The 17,485-nt window shown below is 67.3% G+C and carries 14 protein-coding genes and 1 pseudogene; 12 read left to right on the forward strand and 3 right to left on the reverse strand.

The window, feature by feature from the left end; all coding sequences use genetic code 11:
- Positions 1-134: 134 nt before the first annotated feature.
- Positions 135-1,337, forward strand: a complete 1,203-nt coding sequence (gene coaE / locus ON20_RS09315; RefSeq protein ID WP_040834619.1) for a dephospho-CoA kinase — start codon at positions 135-137, stop codon at positions 1,335-1,337.
- On the opposite strand, the gene ON20_RS09320 is transcribed toward coaE, so the two are convergent.
- Positions 1,312-1,848: a ribonuclease FAU-1 family protein gene (locus tag ON20_RS09320; protein ID WP_040834621.1), complete on the reverse strand. Its 537-nt coding sequence runs from the start codon at positions 1,846-1,848 to the stop codon at positions 1,312-1,314. The genes coaE and ON20_RS09320 overlap by 26 nt on opposite strands.
- 70 nt (positions 1,849-1,918) lie before the next feature.
- Here ON20_RS09320 and uvrB point away from each other — a divergent pair, with 70 nt between their 5' ends.
- Positions 1,919-4,111, forward strand: coding sequence for an excinuclease ABC subunit UvrB (gene uvrB, locus ON20_RS09325; RefSeq protein WP_245547128.1), 2,193 nt, complete (start codon positions 1,919-1,921; stop codon positions 4,109-4,111).
- A gap of 47 nt (positions 4,112-4,158) precedes the next feature.
- On the opposite strand, the gene ON20_RS09330 is transcribed toward uvrB, so the two are convergent.
- Positions 4,159-5,715, reverse strand: coding sequence for a sugar transferase (locus ON20_RS09330; RefSeq protein ID WP_245547129.1), 1,557 nt, complete (start codon positions 5,713-5,715; stop codon positions 4,159-4,161).
- Between the two features lie 367 nt (positions 5,716-6,082).
- Here ON20_RS09330 and ON20_RS09335 point away from each other — a divergent pair, with 367 nt between their 5' ends.
- Genes ON20_RS09335 through ON20_RS09350 form a run of 4 tightly spaced genes read left to right on the forward strand, consistent with a single transcriptional unit; the run spans position 6,083 to position 9,787 of the window.
- On the forward strand, positions 6,083-7,330 hold the full coding sequence (locus tag ON20_RS09335) for a class I SAM-dependent methyltransferase (RefSeq protein ID WP_040834622.1): 1,248 nt from the start codon (positions 6,083-6,085) through the stop codon (positions 7,328-7,330).
- Positions 7,327-8,109 (forward strand): glycosyltransferase family protein, encoded by a 783-nt coding sequence (locus ON20_RS09340; protein WP_040834625.1) that lies wholly within the window; start codon positions 7,327-7,329, stop codon positions 8,107-8,109. Before ON20_RS09335 ends, ON20_RS09340 begins: the two co-directional genes overlap by 4 nt.
- The gene (locus ON20_RS09345) at positions 8,106-8,756 is read left to right on the forward strand and encodes a PIG-L deacetylase family protein (protein WP_040834741.1); all 651 of its coding nucleotides are present in this window, start codon (positions 8,106-8,108) and stop codon (positions 8,754-8,756) included. The genes ON20_RS09340 and ON20_RS09345 overlap by 4 nt, the downstream gene beginning before the upstream one ends.
- Positions 8,757-8,758: 2 nt before the next feature.
- The gene (locus ON20_RS09350; RefSeq protein WP_040834626.1) at positions 8,759-9,787 is read left to right on the forward strand and encodes an NAD-dependent epimerase/dehydratase family protein; all 1,029 of its coding nucleotides are present in this window, start codon (positions 8,759-8,761) and stop codon (positions 9,785-9,787) included.
- Here ON20_RS09350 and rfbC read toward each other — a convergent pair.
- Entirely contained in the window at positions 9,771-10,337 is a 567-nt protein-coding gene (rfbC, locus tag ON20_RS09355) for a dTDP-4-dehydrorhamnose 3,5-epimerase (RefSeq protein WP_040834627.1), read from the reverse strand. The genes ON20_RS09350 and rfbC overlap by 17 nt on opposite strands.
- Before the next feature lie 104 nt (positions 10,338-10,441).
- On the opposite strand from rfbC, the pseudogene ON20_RS09360 reads away from it, so the two are divergent.
- The 6 genes and pseudogenes from ON20_RS09360 to ON20_RS09385 all read left to right on the forward strand — a co-directional run.
- Positions 10,442-11,533: pseudogene (locus ON20_RS09360) on the forward strand (class I SAM-dependent methyltransferase); the annotation flags it as partial.
- Between the two features lie 358 nt (positions 11,534-11,891).
- Positions 11,892-12,728 carry a glycosyltransferase family 2 protein gene (locus ON20_RS09365; protein ID WP_051161991.1) on the forward strand — a complete coding sequence of 279 codons (837 nt, stop codon included), beginning with the start codon at positions 11,892-11,894 and terminating at the stop codon, positions 12,726-12,728.
- Between the two features lie 29 nt (positions 12,729-12,757).
- The gene (locus tag ON20_RS09370; protein ID WP_040834743.1) at positions 12,758-13,822 is read left to right on the forward strand and encodes a glycosyltransferase family 4 protein; all 1,065 of its coding nucleotides are present in this window, start codon (positions 12,758-12,760) and stop codon (positions 13,820-13,822) included.
- Positions 13,819-14,970 carry a glycosyltransferase family 4 protein gene (locus ON20_RS09375; protein ID WP_040834629.1) on the forward strand — a complete coding sequence of 384 codons (1,152 nt, stop codon included), beginning with the start codon at positions 13,819-13,821 and terminating at the stop codon, positions 14,968-14,970. Before ON20_RS09370 ends, ON20_RS09375 begins: the two co-directional genes overlap by 4 nt.
- On the forward strand, positions 14,967-16,436 hold the full coding sequence (locus ON20_RS09380; protein WP_245547130.1) for a lipopolysaccharide biosynthesis protein: 1,470 nt from the start codon (positions 14,967-14,969) through the stop codon (positions 16,434-16,436). Before ON20_RS09375 ends, ON20_RS09380 begins: the two co-directional genes overlap by 4 nt.
- Entirely contained in the window at positions 16,433-17,437 is a 1,005-nt protein-coding gene (locus tag ON20_RS09385) for a CgeB family protein (RefSeq protein ID WP_040834630.1), read from the forward strand. The genes ON20_RS09380 and ON20_RS09385 overlap by 4 nt, the downstream gene beginning before the upstream one ends.
- Positions 17,438-17,485: the final 48 nt, after the last annotated feature.

Here is a 17,485-nt window from a genome sequence, read left to right on the forward strand (position 1 = left end):
CTGGACGCGGCCGAAGATTAACCGAACTGTGGTCTTCGGCCCCGTATCCATGCCGAAGAATCGCCGCGTCGTATCGGAAAAGTTATTGGCAAACCCCCCGGTATCGAAGCGGCAGCGAATGCGACACTGAGCGCATGTTACGAATCGGCCTCACTGGAGGTATGGGTGCGGGTAAGTCCACGGTCGCGCGGACGCTCGTCGACCGCGGTGCGGTGCTCATCGACTCCGATGTCATAGCCCGGGAAGTGGTCGCCCCCGGCACCGAGGGACTCGCCGCGCTGGTCGACGCCTTCGGCGCGGATATCCTGGCCGCGGACGGCAGCCTCGACCGTCCGGCGCTCGCCGTCAAGGCGTTCGCCGACGACGAGTCCCGCGCCCGACTCAACGGGATAACCCATCCTCTGGTGGGCAAGCGCACCGCCGAACTGCTCGCCGCCGCAGCCCCCGACGCGATCGTGGTGCAGGATATCCCGCTGCTCGTGGAGAACGGGCTGGCGCCGTTCATGAATCTCGTCCTCGTTGTCGACGCCGCGGTTCGGACCCGGATCCGGCGGCTGGTCGAATTCCGGAACGTGTCCGAGGCCGATGCTCGGTCCCGTATTGCCGCCCAGGCCACCGACGAGCAGCGCCGGGCGGTCGCGGACGTGCTGCTGGACAACAACGGCCCGGCCGGACAGGTGGAAAACGCGGTGCACCGGCTGTGGGACGAGCGCCTGGTGCCGTTCGAGGCCAATGTACGCAGCGGAACCGTGGTCCGTCCGGAGTTGAAGGTGGTCGAACACGATCCGGAGTGGGCGGCGCAGGCACAGCGGTTGATCGCCCGGCTGCGGGCGGCTTGCGGTGCCGCTGCGCGCGGCGTCGACCACATCGGCTCCACGGCAGTGCCGGGCCTACCGGCCAAGGATGTGATCGATATCCAGGTCTCCGTTGCCGATATGGCCGTCGCGGACGGCCTGCGCGCTACCCTGGCGGCCGCGGGCTTCCCGCTCATACCCGGACACACCCATGACACACCGAGAACGGCAGCCCGCGATTCGTCCGCCGCGGGTACCCGACACTGGGAGAAGCGCGTGCACGGCAGCGCGGACCCGGGCCGACCGGCCTACGTGCATCTGCGAGCGGCCGGGAGCCCCGGACAGATATTCGCGCCGGCCTTCCGTGACTGGCTCCGTGCCGACCGGGCCGCCTGTGACGAATACACCGAGGTGAAGCGAGAGGGCGAGGCCAAGGCAGCGGGCCTCACCGGAGATGCGGCGACAGCGGCGTATCTGGCGGTGAAGGAGCCCTGGTTCGACGCGGTGTATCCGCGTGTCATGGCTCATATCGAAGCCACGTGAGCGGCATGCCCAGGGACTCGGTCCAACGTTGGAAGTCGTAGCCGTGGGCTGCGATACCGTCGATGGCGGTGGTGGCGGTGACAATGGCGCGTTCGGCGGTGCCGGCATCGATGAGGCCCGCGGTATGGGCGGCGAGCAGTTCGTCGACGTCCAGTAGCTCGGTGCCGCGACCGGTGCGGACCACCAGGTCGAGGTAATGGTCCTCCGAGCGCCACCGGTGCGGCTCGATCGGACCGAAGTCACCGATATCGAGGTAGTAGTCCTGGTCGCGGCGGTGGGCGGGACGGAAGTGGAATACAGTGGCGCGCAGCGACAACTCGGGCAGCAGCCAGGACTCCAGATAGTGGAATTCCGGATGGTCGGCGGTGCGCGCCATGTACAGACCCCACGGTTCGACGTGGTATCGCTCGACCTTGCGGACGAAACCCTTGGGGTCGATATTGGTCAGCTCCGACACATTGAAGTACTCGACCTTGGGATGGTGGACGTCCACGGAAGGTGCCTGCGACATATTTGCCGAATCTACCGTCGGCTACGGTACGGGCGGCAATGTGTCGGTGGCCGGGCCTAGGCTGGTGGGTATGGCATTCGCAACCGAACTCCGCGCCTCGGGTACGACCGGCGGCGAGGCGGACGGCGAGACCCCCCTGGCCCGTTCGGAGTTCCGGCCGGTCGGCGAGATCGAACGCGCCGACGGCAGGTTCGAGGTGGTCAGCCCGTACGAACCCGCCGGCGACCAGCCGGCCGCCATCGACGAGCTGGAACGACGGCTGAAGGCGGGCGAACCGGATGTGGTGTTGCTCGGCGCGACCGGCACCGGTAAATCGGCGACCACCGCCTGGCTCATCGAACGGGTGCAGCGGCCCGCCCTGGTGATGGCGCCGAACAAGACCCTCGCCGCTCAGCTGGCCAACGAGCTGCGGGAGATGCTGCCGCACAACGCGGTGGAGTACTTCGTCTCCTACTACGACTACTACCAGCCCGAGGCGTATATCGCGCAGACCGACACCTACATCGAGAAGGACAGCTCGATCAACGACGACGTGGAGCGGCTGCGCCATTCGGCCACCTCCGGCCTGCTGTCCCGGCGGGATGTGGTGGTGGTCGCGTCGGTGTCGTGTATCTACGGTCTGGGCACCCCGCAGTCGTATCTGGATCGCTCCATCCGGCTCGAGGTGGGCGCCGAGGTCGACCGTGACGCGCTGCTGCGGCTGCTGGTCGACGTCCAGTACACCCGCAACGATATGGCCTTCACCCGGGGCTCCTTCCGGGTGCGCGGCGATACCGTCGAGATCATCCCCTCCTACGAGGAGCTGGCGGTGCGGATCGAGTTCTTCGGCGACGAGATCGAGGCGCTCTACTATCTGCATCCGCTCACCGGGGACGTGGTGCGCAAGGTCGATACGCTGCGGATCTTCCCCGCCACCCACTATGTGGCCGGCCCGGAGCGGATGGAGCGGGCGATCCGCGATATCGAGGCCGAACTCGACGAGCGGCTGGCAGAGCTGGAACGGCAGGGCAAACTGCTGGAGGCGCAGCGGCTACGGATGCGCACCCAGTACGACCTGGAGATGATCCGCCAGGTCGGCTTCTGCTCGGGTATCGAGAACTATTCGCGGCATATCGACGGCCGCCCCGCCGGGTCGGCGCCCGCGACTCTGCTGGACTATTTCCCCGACGATTTCCTGCTGGTGATCGACGAATCGCATGTCACCGTGCCGCAGATCGGCGGTATGTACGAAGGGGATATGTCGCGCAAGCGCAATCTGGTCGAATACGGTTTCCGGCTGCCGTCGGCGGTGGACAACCGCCCGTTGACCTGGGAGGAGTTCGCCGAACGGATCGGGCAGGTGGTGTATCTGTCGGCCACTCCCGGCCCGTACGAGCTGGGCCGCACCGGCGGCGAGGTGGTGGAGCAGGTCATCCGGCCGACCGGGCTGGTCGATCCGAAGGTGGTCGTCAAACCCACCAAGGGGCAGATCGACGATCTGCTACACGAGATCCGGCTGCGCACCGAACGCGACGAGCGGGTCCTGGTGACCACCCTGACCAAGAAGATGGCCGAGGACCTCACCGACTATCTGCTCGGCCTGGGGGTGCGGGTGCGCTATCTGCACTCCGAGATCGACACTTTGCGCCGGGTGGAGCTGCTGCGCCAGCTGCGGTTGGGTGAATACGACGTACTCGTCGGCATCAACCTGTTGCGGGAGGGCCTGGACCTGCCCGAGGTATCGCTGGTGGCGATCCTGGACGCCGACAAGGAAGGGTTCCTGCGCAGCAGTACCAGCCTGATCCAGACCATCGGCCGCGCCGCCCGCAATGTGTCGGGCGAGGTGCACATGTACGCCGACAAGGTCACCGATTCCATGCGTTTCGCCATCGACGAGACCGAACGCCGACGTGCCAAGCAGATCGCCTACAACGAGGAGATGGGGATCGATCCGCAGCCGCTGCGCAAACGGATCGCCGATATCCTCGACCAGGTCTATCAGGAAGCCGACGACGAGGTGGCCGTCGGCGGATCGGGCCGCAACGTCAGCCGCGGCAGGCGGGCCCAGGGCGAACCCGGACGCGCGGTGAGCGCCGGCATCGTCGAGGGCCGGGATGTATCGTCCATGCCCCGCGCCGAATTGGCGGATCTGGTGCAGCAGCTCACCGACCAGATGATGAATGCCGCACGGGAACTGCAATTCGAGCTCGCGGGACGGCTCCGCGACGAGATCGCGGATCTGAAGAAGGAACTACGCGGTATGGATGCCGCCGGGCTGCACTGAGTTCCGCGAGGACGCCGAGTAGCTGCGGGGCGTTCCGGCCCGTGGCGTCAGTACGCCCCGTCGCCCTTGGCGACGGTCCGTACCGTCCGGGCGATTATCCGTAGGTCCAGCAGCATGGACCAGTTCTCGACATAGGAGATGTCCAGCGCCACCGACTCCTCGGCTGAGAGGTCCGAGCGCCCGCTCACCTGCCAGAGTCCGGTGATACCGGGGCGCACCAGCAGACGGCGGCGCATGACCTCGTCGTAGGAGTGGACCTCGCGCCGCACCTGCGGGCGCGGACCGACGACGCTCATATCGCGGAGGAGCACATTGAAGAACTGTGGCAGCTCGTCGAGACTGTACTTGCGCAGAAACCGGCCCACCGGGGTCACACGCGGGTCGTTCTTGAGTTTGAAGAACAGTGGGTTGCCGCCGTTCGCGCTGATCAGCGAGGTGACTTCCTTATCGGCCTGCACGTACATACTGCGGAACTTGATCATTCGGAACGGTTTGCCGTCCATACCGATTCGCTCGGACAGGTAGAAGACCGGCCCGACGCTGGTGGATTTCACGGCGATGGCGATGGCGAACAGTACAGGGGCGATCGCCAAAAGGACCAGCATGGAGAAGCAGACGTCGAAGCAGGCCTTGCCGAACGAGAGCGCACGATCGTATTGGGGACGTTCGATGTGCAGCATCGGCATACCGGCCAGCACTTGGCCGGCCACCCGGGTGCCGGAGATATCCATGACGCCGGGGGCCACGATGAGGTCGGTTCCGAAGGCGTCGAGTTCCCAGGCGAGCCGGCGGATGTCATGGGGACCGAGCCGGTCTGTGGCCATCACTACGACGGTATCGGCGCCGGTGCGACGGACCGCGCTGCGAACGGAGCGGTCGTCGCCGACGATCGGGATGTCCCTCCGGCCGGCGCGGAGGGTGGCGGATCCGGTCGGCGCGGCGTCGGTGGGGGTGCATACCCCGACCACGTGATAGCCGTGGGCATCCTGCTCGGAGAACGCGGTCGCGATGGCGCGGGCGGCGTCGAGGCCGCCGACGACGAGAACCGAGCGGCGGTACCGGCCGAGTGCCCGGTGCCGGGCTGCGTGCCCGCGCCAGAGCGCACGGGTGACGACCAGTCCGAGCAGACCGAGTGGCAGCGCGATCACCAGGTAGTTCTGTGCGATATCGATGCGTAGGATCAGCGAGGCGATCGCGATCACGCCGAACAGTTGCAGGGTGGCCGAGAGGAGGTGGCGATATTCCGCGCTGCCGACGCCGGCGGTGTGCGGGGAACGGGATCCGTTCCAGCCCAGCAGTACCGACCAGCCGAACGCGATCCCGATCGTGAGCGCGGTGGTGCGCGGTTCGAGTTCCCAGGTGAGGGGTGGGGTGGCGGTGATACCGAACAGTTGCGCGCCCAGGGCCGCCAGGGTGACCACGAGGGTGTCGGTGCCGGCGAGCCGGCGCAGATAACCAGCGCGCCATGAGTCCCGGTCATCAGGACTCGGCAGATGCAAGTTGACGGCGCCCTCGACCACCCGCAGATCCAGAACCATGAAACGTACTCGCTCGAACTTCTCACCGTTCGTGTTCCCGACTGCCTTGCGCAACAACGGGCTCACACCATTTCCAGGAAGATCGGCCTCGAAAATACGAGAAGGACATCGTTGCCGGGGCCGGTCTGTTGCAGAAGTATTGCCCTGATCTTCATCCGACACAAGTGGGGAAAATCGGTTCGTGGACCGAAGTGGTCATTCGCGGGCGGGAATACCCGTCGACCGCTGATTCGGTTGCCCGCCATCGTTTTATAGGGGCCGAGCGTTACGAGTTTTGCCGAAAATATGCCAATGATCACTTGAACGCAATTGGCTGCCACCGTTGTGTCGCAACTACGCCAGATCGGTGCTACTTTCCCGTCGATCGGCAGAGAAGTTGCTTCTCGGGATGCCCAGCGGCGCCGATACATGTGACCGTTCGAGTGGAGCCCAAGTGCGTTGTCGACTATGTGATTCATCCCGTCTGGCCGGTGTTCTGGACCTGGGGGCCACACCTCCCTGCGAGAGTTTCCTGTCCGAGGCGCAGCTAAACATGCCGGAAACCACCTACCCGCTGTACCTGCGGTTGTGCACGGACTGCCTGCTGCTCCAAATCCCGGCGCTGATCACACCGGAGCAGACATTCACCGAATACGCCTACTTCTCCTCCTATTCCGACAGTTGGGTGCGGCACGCCCGAGAGTTCGTCGATGCGGCGGTCGCCCGGCTCGGGCTGGGCACGCACTCGTTTCTGGTGGAAGTCGCCAGCAACGACGGCTACCTGCTGCGCAATGCGGTGGAAGCGGGCATCCCCTGCCTGGGTATCGAGCCTTCGGAGAATGTCGGCGCCGCTGCGCGGGCTGCCGGCGTGCCGACACTGACCGCGTTCCTGGACGAGGAATCGGCGACACGGGTGCGCGCCGAGTACGGGCCCGCGGATCTGGTCGTGGCGAACAATGTGTACGCACATGTCCCTGATCTACGCGGTTTCACTCGTGCCCTGCGAACGCTGGTCGCCGACGACGGATGGCTGTCCATCGAGGTCCATCACGCGCTGAACCTGGTGCGGCACGGCCAGTTCGACACGATCTACCACGAGCATTTCCAGTACTACACGCTCGCCTCGGCGCAGCGGGCGCTGGCGACGGCCGGCTTGACGGTGACGGATGTGGAAACACTTCCGACGCACGGCGGATCGCTGCGGATCTGGGCCCGGCCCGAGGCGGTGGCCGAGCCGACGCCGCGGGTGGCGCGGTTATCGGCGCTCGAGGCGGAGGCGGGCCTGCATTCGGTGGAGGGTTACCGCCCGCTGCGCGAACGGACCGAGGCGGTGCGTCAGGAGCTGCTGCGTTTTCTGCTCGAACAAAAGGCAGCCGGTAAACGGGTGGTCGGTTATGGGGCGCCCGGTAAGGGCAATACCCTGTTGAACTACTGCGGTATCCGCCCCGACCTGCTCGAGTACACGGTGGACCGCAACCCGTACAAGCACGGCTGCTACACGCCCGGCACACGCATACCGATCCATCCGGCGGAACGGATCGACGTCGACCGTCCGGATGTCGTGGTCGTCCTACCGTGGAATCTGGAGGCCGAGCTCACCGCACAGTTGCGGCATATCGGTGAGTGGGGCGGACGGCTGGTATTCCCGTTGCCCACCGTTCGCGTGGTCGAACCGAGCGGCGTGGAGGCCGGCGCTCGATGAAGGTCGTGTTGTTCTGTGGTGGATACGGTATGCGGATGCGCAGCGGCGAGACCGACGGTGCTCCCAAGCCGATGCAGATGGTGGGCCCGAGACCGCTGATCTGGCATGTGATGCGCTACTACGCGCATTTCGGGCACGCCGAGTTCATTCTCTGTCTCGGATACGGGGCCCATCACATCAAGAACTTCTTTCTCACCTACCAGGAGACGATGTCCAACGATTTCGTCATCCACAACGGTCGAGTCGAGTTGCTGCATTCCGATATCGCCGACTGGAAGATCACATTCGTCGACACCGGACTGGAATCGGCTATCGGGGAACGGTTGCGCCGCGTGCGTCCGTACCTGGAGGGCGACGATATGTTCCTGGCGAACTATTCCGATGTGCTCACCGACGCACCACTCGACCGGATGATCGACCGATTCGCCGCATCCGGTGCCGCCGCGTCGATGATGGTCGTGCCACCGCAGTCGTCGTTTCACTGCGTGGATGTGCTGCCCAGCGGGGAGATCAAGCAGATCACCCCGGTCGCCGACCTCGCGATCTGGGAGAACGGCGGCTATTTCGTGCTCACTCAGGAGATCTTCGACCACCTGCCGGAGGGCGGTGACCTGGTGGAGGACGCCTGCGCGGCGCTGGCCGCGAGCGGGCGGCTGTTGGGGTATCGGTACGACGGGTTCTGGAAACCGGCCGACACGTTCAAGGAACGCGCCGAACTCGACGCCGGGTATCACCGTGGCGACCGGCCGTGGATGGTGTGGGAGCGGGCGGCGTCGTGATCACTCTCGGCCCGGAACGCCTCACCGAAATCGCGCTGCTCGGCGCGCACTGTGACGATATCGCCCTCGGCATGGGCGCGACCCTGCTGACGTTGACCCGGCGGTATCCGGGGTTGCGGGTACATGCGCTGGTGCTCTCCGGCAGCGGCACCGGACGCGCGGTCGAGGAGCGTGCGGCGCTCGACTCCTTCTGCGTGAACACGCATCCCGAGTTGACGGTACTGGATGTGCCGGACGGGCGGGCACCCGCGCACTGGGATCGGGTGAAGACCGCGCTTGCGGAGTTCCGGCGCGGTATCGAACCAGAGATCGTCTTCGCCCCGCAGCGCGACGACGCCCACCAGGACCATCGGCTGCTGGCCGAACTGGTGCCCACGGAATTCCGGGATCACCTGGTGCTCGGCTACGAGATCCTCAAATGGGAGACCGATACGCCCCGGCCGGCCGTGCTCCACCCGGTGTCGCGGGAGGCCATCAGGGAAAAGGCTCGGCTGCTGGCCGAGTGCTATCCCTCGCAGACCCACCGTGACTGGTTCGACGACGAGGCGTTTCTCGGGTTGGCGCGGATTCGTGGGGTGCAGTGTCACGCCGCGTACGCGGAGGGGTTCGAACTGGACAAGGCCGTCCTCGATTTCGGAGGTGCGTAGGTATGCGTGTTCTCGTCACCGGTCATCAGGGTTATCTCGGCACCGTCATGGTTCCCGTGCTCCGGGCTCGCGGGCACGAGGTCACCGGGCTGGATACCGGATGGTTCGCCGACTGCGTTCTGGGCGCCGATCCGCAGGATCCCCCGGGACTGGCCGTCGACCTGCGCGATGTGACGCTCGAACAGCTCGTCGGCTTCGACGCGGTGATCCATCTGGCGGCCCTTTCGAACGATCCGATGGGTTCTCTGGCCCCCTCGATCACCCACGAGATCAACCATCACGCGTCGGTGCGCCTGGCGCGACTGGCCAAGGACGCCGGGACGCGTCGCTTCCTGTACGCCTCGACATGCTCGGTGTACGGTGCGGCCGGGGACGGGCTGGTGGACGAGAACACGCCTCTGCGGCCGCTCACCCCGTATGCGGAGAGCAAGGTGCGGGTGGAGGATGATCTCATCGCGCTGGCAGACGCAGATTTCGCACCGGTGTTCCTGCGCAATGCGACCGCGTTCGGGTTCTCACCGCGACTGCGTGCCGATATCGTGCTCAACAACCTGGTCGGCCATGCCGTACTGGACGGTGTGGTGAAGGTGCTCTCGGATGGCACGCCGTGGCGACCGTTGGTGCACGCCGAGGATATCGCCGAGGCGTTCGCGATATGCCTGGAGGCGCCGCTCGACGCGATCCGTGGTCGGGCCTACAACATCGGCACCGAGACCAACAACCGCACCGTCGCCGAGATCGCGCGGGCGGTGGCGGAGGTGGTACCCGGAGCCGAGGTGCTGATCACCGGCGAATCCGGAGCCGATCCGCGTTCCTACCGGGTCGATTTCGGCGCGGCGCGCCGAAGCCTGGGTTTCGAGGCGCGCTGGACGGTGGCCGAGGGCGCGGCGCAGCTCTATACCGAATACATCGCCCGCGGTTTGACCGCGGCGGATTTCTCGCAGCGGTTCGTGCGACTGGCGTGCCTACGGCATCTGGGCGAGTCGGGTGCGCTGGACGCGACGCTGCGGCGGATCAGGGCCGGTGCGTGAGGTGACCGGATTCCAACAGTGCCCGCCAACTGCCCGCGGCCCGATCACGCGCGGAGACCGCCGTGACCTTTCGGGGCCAGGTCAGGGCGAGGTCGGGGTCGTCGTAGGCGACGGCGAGGTCCTCGGCAGGGTCGTGCGGGCGGTCGATGCGGTAGCAGACATCGGCCGTCTCGGTGAGGGCCTGGAAGCCGTGCAGGAAACCGGCCGGGATGTACAGGTGGCGGAACTCGGCGTCGTCCAGCAGGAATGCCTGACTACGGCCGAAAGTCGGCGAATCGGGACGGATGTCGACCACGACGTCGTGGACCGCGCCATGGGCGCAACGCACCAGTTTGGCTTCCCCATGACCGCCACGACCGTGCAGACCGCGGACCACGCCACGCGCCGACCGCGACTGCGAATCCTGCACGAACGCGGCCGATGCGCCGGGACCGAGGTGAGCGTCGAAGATTTCGGCGTCGAAGGTGCGGGTGAACAGGCCGCGAGCGTCACGGAAGGGTTCGGGCACCAGAAGCAGCACGTCGGCGAGTTCGGTCTGTTCGATTCGCACCGGGTGATCATGCCATGAGCGACCGTGGACTCGAGGAGTCAGCGTGCGTAGGGCATACGGTCACACTCGACCACGGCCGCCCGCCGGCTGCCGACCCGTCCGGCTGTCGGGCGTGCGGCGGTGGTGAATCGGTGACGGTTTTGGATCTCGGCCCGATGCCGGCAGCGGACCACTTCCCCCTCGCCGCTGATCCCCCGCATTCGGGCGAGGCGGCACATCAGCTGGCAATGGCAGTGTGTCGAGGCTGTGGACTGGCGCAGCTGGTGCAGGACGATACGGTCACCGACGAGCCGCGCGGGGTGGAGCCACGCGCCCTGCGTGAACAGGCCGTCGACGCGGTGCGGCGGGTCGCGGCAGCCGGGCTGTTGCGGGGCCGGACGGTGCGTGAGTTCGCCAGCCCGCACGGCGGCAGCTGGCTGAATCTGCTGGCGGAGCGCGGTATCGCGTCGACCGACGGACCGGCGGAGCTGGTGCTGGACTGTTTCGGTCTCATGCACGAACGTGACCAGGCGGCGGCCGTGGCCGAGCGGGTGGCGGCGACTGCGCCGGATGGCGTGCTGCTGCTGCAATACCACCCGCTGCGCACCATTGTCTCCGCGGGGCAGTGGAATGCCTTGCGGCACGGGCATTTCGCGTACTACACGCTGAAAGTTCTGCGGGGCATGCTGGGGAGGGCCGGGATGTCGGTGGTGACCGCGTGGGACTTCGGATTGTACGGGGGCACGGTACTTATCGCGGCCGTGCACGGCGCCGACGAACCCGACGACACGGTGCGGCGAATAGTGGCGCGGGAGGCCGGGATGGACGATCCGTCGGTACTGAGCGGACTGCAGCGTGCGGCCGACCGGCACGCCGAAGCCTTGCGCGCGACGCTGGAATCGGAGGCGGCGCGGGGGTCGCGCGTATACGCCTACGGGGCGGCGTCGCGGGCGGTGGCGTTGTTCTGCCGGGCGCAAGTGCGGCGTGAACTGCTGGCGGGAGTCGCGGACGCGTCACCGGCCAAACAGGGCCGGCGGATGCCGGCCACGGATGTGCCGATCATCAGTCCCGCGGAACTGATCGCGGCACGGCCGGACCGAGTGCTGCTGACGGTGCCGGATCTGCTCACCGAGGTGTCCGAGCGTTTTCCGGAATTGGCCGGGCGTTGGCTCGTCGACGAGCCGACCGATCACGTGCGGGAGCGGCTCATCCGGTAGTGCTGTGGTTGCCGTCGGGTGTGCTGCCCTGGTGCGGGGGAAGGATTTCCACTCCCGAAAGAGATAGCTTGTATTTTGCTGGTGAGATTCCGGCACCTTCGGAGTCTTCGATAGTTTCTATGAGGTCGGCATGATCGTGAATCTGATATCGCTCGGGTTTTTCGGCCCTTTCGGATCGTTGATTCCGGAATTGGCTCGAGTGCAGTCGATCTCGCTTCCTCCATTCACTTCTCCGCATGTGTGGGAGCCTTTCGGCATATCGGCCGACAGTGGTTCCCTTCCGATCGAATAGCTCGTTGCTATTGATTTGCCTGTTCTCTATCGCCTTGTTCCGTTCACTTCATCGAGAGGATGAGCAGTGGTCAGTGTGTCGGTGTGTGTCCCCGCCTTCGAGGCCGAGCGGACGCTCGAGCAGACGCTGCGTTCGATTCTGCGCCAGGATGTCGACCTCGAACTGCTTGTGCTCGACAACGCCAGCACCGATGGCACCGGTGAGATTGCCGCTTCCTTCGACGACCCGCGGGTGCGGGTGGAGCGTAACGACACCACCTTGCCCATCGGGGACAACTGGAACCGCGCGGTCGCGCTGTCCACCGGGGAACTGGTGAAAGTGGTGTGTGCCGATGACCTCCTGCTGCCGGGTTCGCTGGTGGAACAGCTTGCGGTGATGGCCGATCCCGCGTTCGCGGTCAGCTCCAGTCGTTTTCAGGTGATCGACGAGCAGGGCGACCTGGTGGAGACCGGCCTCGGGCTGGTGGGCCTGGACGGGGTGCGGACTCCCCGGGCTCTGGCCCGCACCATCGTGCGGCGTGGGCCCGCCGATTTCGGTCCCACCGCCGCCGCGATGTTCCGGCGCGAGCACTTCGACCGCGTCGGTGGGCTGCGCGGGGACCTGGTGTTCCCGATGGATGTCGACCTGTTCGCGCGGGTCGGACAGTTCGGACTGTTCTACGGTCTGCCCGATGTCGCGGCGGCCTGGCGGACCTCCAGCTTCAATTTGTGCGCGCGTACCTCGACGGTGAGCAAGATGACCGACTCGCTGCGGTTCCATCACCGTCTGGCCCGTGACTGCCCACGGCTGCTGTCGCCGCTGGATGTGACGATCGGCGATCTGCGGTTGGCACGCATGGTGCTGGAACGGGTGCGGGTGCGGGCAGGTCGGTTCCTCGGGTCCTGGGTGGGGTCGCGCCGATGACCGCGACGGCTGCGCCGCCGCGGGTGCATATGACAGGTTCGGAGTGGTTCGGATCCGCCCCGGGCGGGTTGAACCGCTACTTCACCGACCTGTTCGGCGCGCTGGCCGGTCGCTGTGAGGTCCGCGTCTCGGCCGCCGCGTTCGGCATGGCGCCGCCGGGCGGGCTGTCGTGGGGACCGGTCGGGGGCTCCACCTGGCGCCGCGCACGTACCGCGTTCCGCGACGAGCGGGCTGCTTCCCCCGATGGCACGGTGGTCCTGGACCGGCATTTCGCGCTGTATGGGCCACCGGTGCGTGGACCCCGGTACCGCCGGCGGTTGGTGGTGCATTTCCATGGGCCGTGGGCAGCGGAGAGCCGATGGGCGGGCGCCGGCGCCATGGCGGGCGGAGCGAAATACGCGCTGGAACGCTTGCGTGCCCGGCCTGCGGACAAGTTCGTGGTGCTGTCCGAATGTTTTCGGGACCTGCTGGTGCACGACTACCGCGTGCACCCGGACTCGGTGGCGGTGATCGCGCCGGGCGTCGATCTGGATCGTTTCCGGCCCGCCCCTCCGCCGGAGCAGGACGCGCCGGTCGTATTGTGCGTGCGACGACTCGAACACCGAATGGGCGTCGACGTGCTACTGCGTGCCTGGCCTGCCGTGCGGGCCGCCCATCCGGAGGCCCGGCTGGTGCTCGTCGGCACCGGCACGGCCGAGGCGGCGTTGCGTGAACAGGCGCGGCACCTCGGTGCGAGCGTCACTTTCACCGGCGCGGCAACCGACGCCGAGCTCACCGACCGGTACGCGCAGGCCACGCTCACGGTGGTGCCGTCGGTGGCGCTGGAGGGCTTCGGTCTCATCGCGTTGGAATCGCTGGCGGCGGGGCGTGCGCCGGTCGTGACCGCATGCGGCGGACTGCCCGATTCGGTGCGCGAACTGGATCCGTCGCTGATCGTTCCCGCCGGTGACGCCGAGGCGCTCGCCGACCGGCTGGTGGCCGCACTCGATGGTGCGGTACCCGACCCCGGTCGTTGCCGTGCCCACGCGGAAACCTTCTCCTGGACAGCGGCCGCTGACCGACATATCGCGCTCTACCGGGAGCTGGTCACATGATTCGCGCCGTCTTCCTCTCGCACACCGCCGCGCCGTCCGGCGCCGAACTCGCGACGCTGCGGCTGCTGACCGCGCTCCGTGACGGCGGTACGGTGCACGCCTCGATGCTGCTCACCGCGGACGGCCCGCTGGTGGACCTGCTGCGCGCCCGCGACATCCCGGTCACGCTGTGCCATAACGATTTCGACAGTCGGTCGTTGACCGTCACCGGGTCGGGGCCGGGGCGGCTGATCACCGGCGCGGCGGAACTGGCGCGCTTGGGGGCGCGGCTCGGTGAGACCGTACGCGCGGAACGCGCCCACGTCGTGGTCGCGCAGAGCACCAAGGCACTGCTGATGGGCGCGGTGGCGGCGCGGCGTGCCGGGGTGCCACTGGTCTGGCAGGTGCACGACCGGGTCAGTGGCGAGTACTTCGGCGGTGCGCTCGCGTTCGCGTTGCGGATGCTGGGCTGGACGGCCGCCCGCGGCATCATCGCCAACAGCCGTTCCACACTGCGCACCCTCCATACCCGGGGCCGGCCCGTGGCGATCGCCTATCCGGGAGTCGAGGACGGCGCGGTTGTCGAGCGGGTGCCGCAGCGCGAACCCGCTCGGGTGCGTATCGCCATGGTCGGACGAATCACCCGGTGGAAGGGCCAGGACGTCCTGCTGCGCGCACTCGCGCTGCTGCGCTACCGGCCCGCCGAGGTCCACGTGGTGGGCGGGACCTTCTTCGACGAACAGGACTACCGCGCCGAACTGGAACGCACCGCCGCCGAGTTGGGACTGCCGGTCGAATTCACCGGTCACCTCGACGATCCCGCCCCGGTTTTCGCCCAGGCCGATATCGCGGTGCACTGCTCGGTGCTCGCGGAACCGTTCGGCCAGGTCGTGGTGGAGGCCATGCGCGCCGGTTGCGCCATCGTGGCCGCCGACGCCGGTGGCCCCACCGAGATCGTGCGACCGGAAGTGGACGGTCTGCTGACGCCCCCCGGCGATCCGGTCGCGCTGGCGGCGGCGCTGGACCGCCTGATCGCCGACCCCGCGCTGCGCCGCCGGCTGGGCACGGCGGCGCGGGAACGCAGCGCCGAATTCGGGATCGCGGCGACCGCGCGGGCCGTCACCGGCCTGGTCCAGCAGGTCACCGGCCGACGGATGGTGCCGGTGTGATGAATCCGCCCGACCAGAACACCATCCCGATTCGTATCATCGCCCGTCACTATCCGGTCGCGCTGGACGGACTGCGGCTTCCCGACTACGACCTGCCGACCGAGGTTATCCCGGCTTTCGCGGACTGGCCGACCGAGAAACTGCCGGTCGTCACGAAACAGGACCCGGAACAACCGCGAACCGTGTCGTCGCGGCTGTGGGAAGTGGCGACCGTCCTGCGCGATATCGCCTATGTCAGTTTCGGCAAGTACGGCCAATATCTGGTCACGGTGGCGACGTTGCCGATGATCGCGCGGCTGCTCGGCGCCTCTGGAATGGGCATGCTGGCCATCGGGATGTCGGCCTACTTCCTCGGCTCGCTGATCGTGGACCTGGGTATCACCTCCTATCTCGCCGCGCGCGTACAGGAGTCGAATATCGACCGGGACGTGGTGAACCACACCCGCGGCACCTACCTGGTCATCCGGGGCGGCATTCTGGGTGTGCTCGGCGCGGCGCTGGTGGTGGCGGTGGCCGTCGGGGTCCCGGACTACCCGGTCATGGTGCTGCTGGGTTTGTTCGTCGGTGGCTTCTGGTCGCTGTCGGAGGACTGGGTGTTGATCGGCCAAGGCCGGTTCGGCGCGTCGACGCTGTACCAGTCGATCGCCCGGGGGGGATACCTGATCCTGCTGCTGGTGCTGCTGCCGCGGTTCCCGACCGCGGCGATGGCGCTACTGTGCCTGCTCGCCTCCTCGGTGATCAGCCTCGGCCTCACCTGGTGGGACGTCTGGCGTGCGTTCGGCGCGCCCGGACCGCCGCGCGGAGTGTGGAAGCTGATGCGCGCGGCGGTGCCGGTGGTGACCGGACGACTGCTTGTCACCGGCTACGGCCAGGGCTCGGCGGCGGTGTACGGCGCGGTGCTGAACGCGGTATCGCTCGGTTTGTACTCCGCGTCGGACCGGCTGGTGCGGGCGGTGCAGTCGCTGCTCGACCCGATCGGTTTCGCATTATTGCCCCGGATGGCGAAACACGGCCGCGAGGATCGGTTCTGGCCGGTCGCGCTGCGTGCGCTGACGGCGTGTGTGGCGACGGCGTGTGTGGCGGCCGCGGTGGTGTGGCTGGCGGCGCCGCTGATCGTCCCGCTGGTGTTCGGGGCCGAGTTCGGCGCGGCGGTGGGGGTGCTACGTCTGGAGGCGCTGATCCTGCCGGCCACCACGGTGACCTCGTTCGTCACCACCGCTGTCCTGCCGGTACGCCAGGACACCGTCGGGGTTCTGATCGGTTCGGCCACCGGTACCGCCGTGGCGGCCTGCGCGCTGTTCGTCACGATGCGCACCCATTCGGTGTGGACATTGGCGGCCGGCATCGTGGCCGCCGAATTCGCGGTGGCGATCTGGTATCTCGCGCGGATGCGTGGGCTGATCGTGCGAGAACGTGCCACGGGTGTAACGCCGCCCGCCGGTGCGGAGGAAAGAAGGACACGATGAGAATTCTGTTCGTCGGCGACGACTGGCTCGGCAGCAACGCCCGCTCGCTCGCCGAGGGTTTCCGCCGACTCGGCCATGAGGTGATCGTGGTCGACTCCACGCCGGTGACCCTGCCGCCGCGGCTGTCGCCGTCGTGGTCGTACGCCAAAACCGGTGATCGGCGGGCACCGTGGACGGTCGACCGGGTGCACACCCGGCTCGAGCGGGCCGCCGCGGAACTGCGCCCGGACATGGTGTTCGGCTTCAAATCGGTGTATCTGGACCAGACCCGGCTGCTGGAGACCCCGGCCGCGCTGCACGTGCACTACAGTCCCGACGACGTGTCGAATCCGGTGAATGTCACCGCGGATTATCTGGCGCACGAATCGGAATGGGACATGGTGGTGACCACCAAACGGCACAACGTGGCCGAACTCACCGAACGCGGTGCCCGCCGGGTCTTGTTCGTGCGCTGCGCCTACGATCCGGCCTGGCATCATCTCGCGGCCCGGCGCAGCACCCGGCAGTTCCTGGTCGGCTTCATCGGCGCGTGCCGGCCGGACCGCCGCCCCGGTATGGTTTCCCTGGCCCGCACCTACGGGGCGAAGCTGTTGGTGTGTGGACCGGGGTGGCGGCGGGTGCGACAGTTGCGGACCACCCGCGCCGCGGTTGCCGGTCCGGTGTACGGGGAGGATTTCGCGATCACCGTGGCCTCGGTGACGGCGAATCTGGTGCTGCTCAACTCCGAGAACCGCGATACCCACACCTGCCGCACCTTCGAGGTGCCGGCCTCGGGTGGGCTGTTCGTCGGCGAACGCACCGACGAACACGCCGAACTGCTCGACGACGGCACCGAGGCCTTCCTGTTCTCCAGCCGAGACGAACTCGACGAGATCCTGGAACGCTGCTCGCTGTATCCCGATCAGGCGGCCAAGACCGCCGAGGCCGGTTACCGGCGGATCGTGGGAGGCGCGAACACCTACACCGACCGGGCGAAGGAGATCCTGCGTGCGCTGGACTGAACCGGCCGGACCGGTCGCGGCGAGTCGAGCCCGATGCTGAACCAGGAT

Source organism: Nocardia brevicatena NBRC 12119 (assembly GCF_000308495.1).
Lineage (GTDB): Bacteria > Actinomycetota > Actinomycetes > Mycobacteriales > Mycobacteriaceae > Nocardia > Nocardia brevicatena.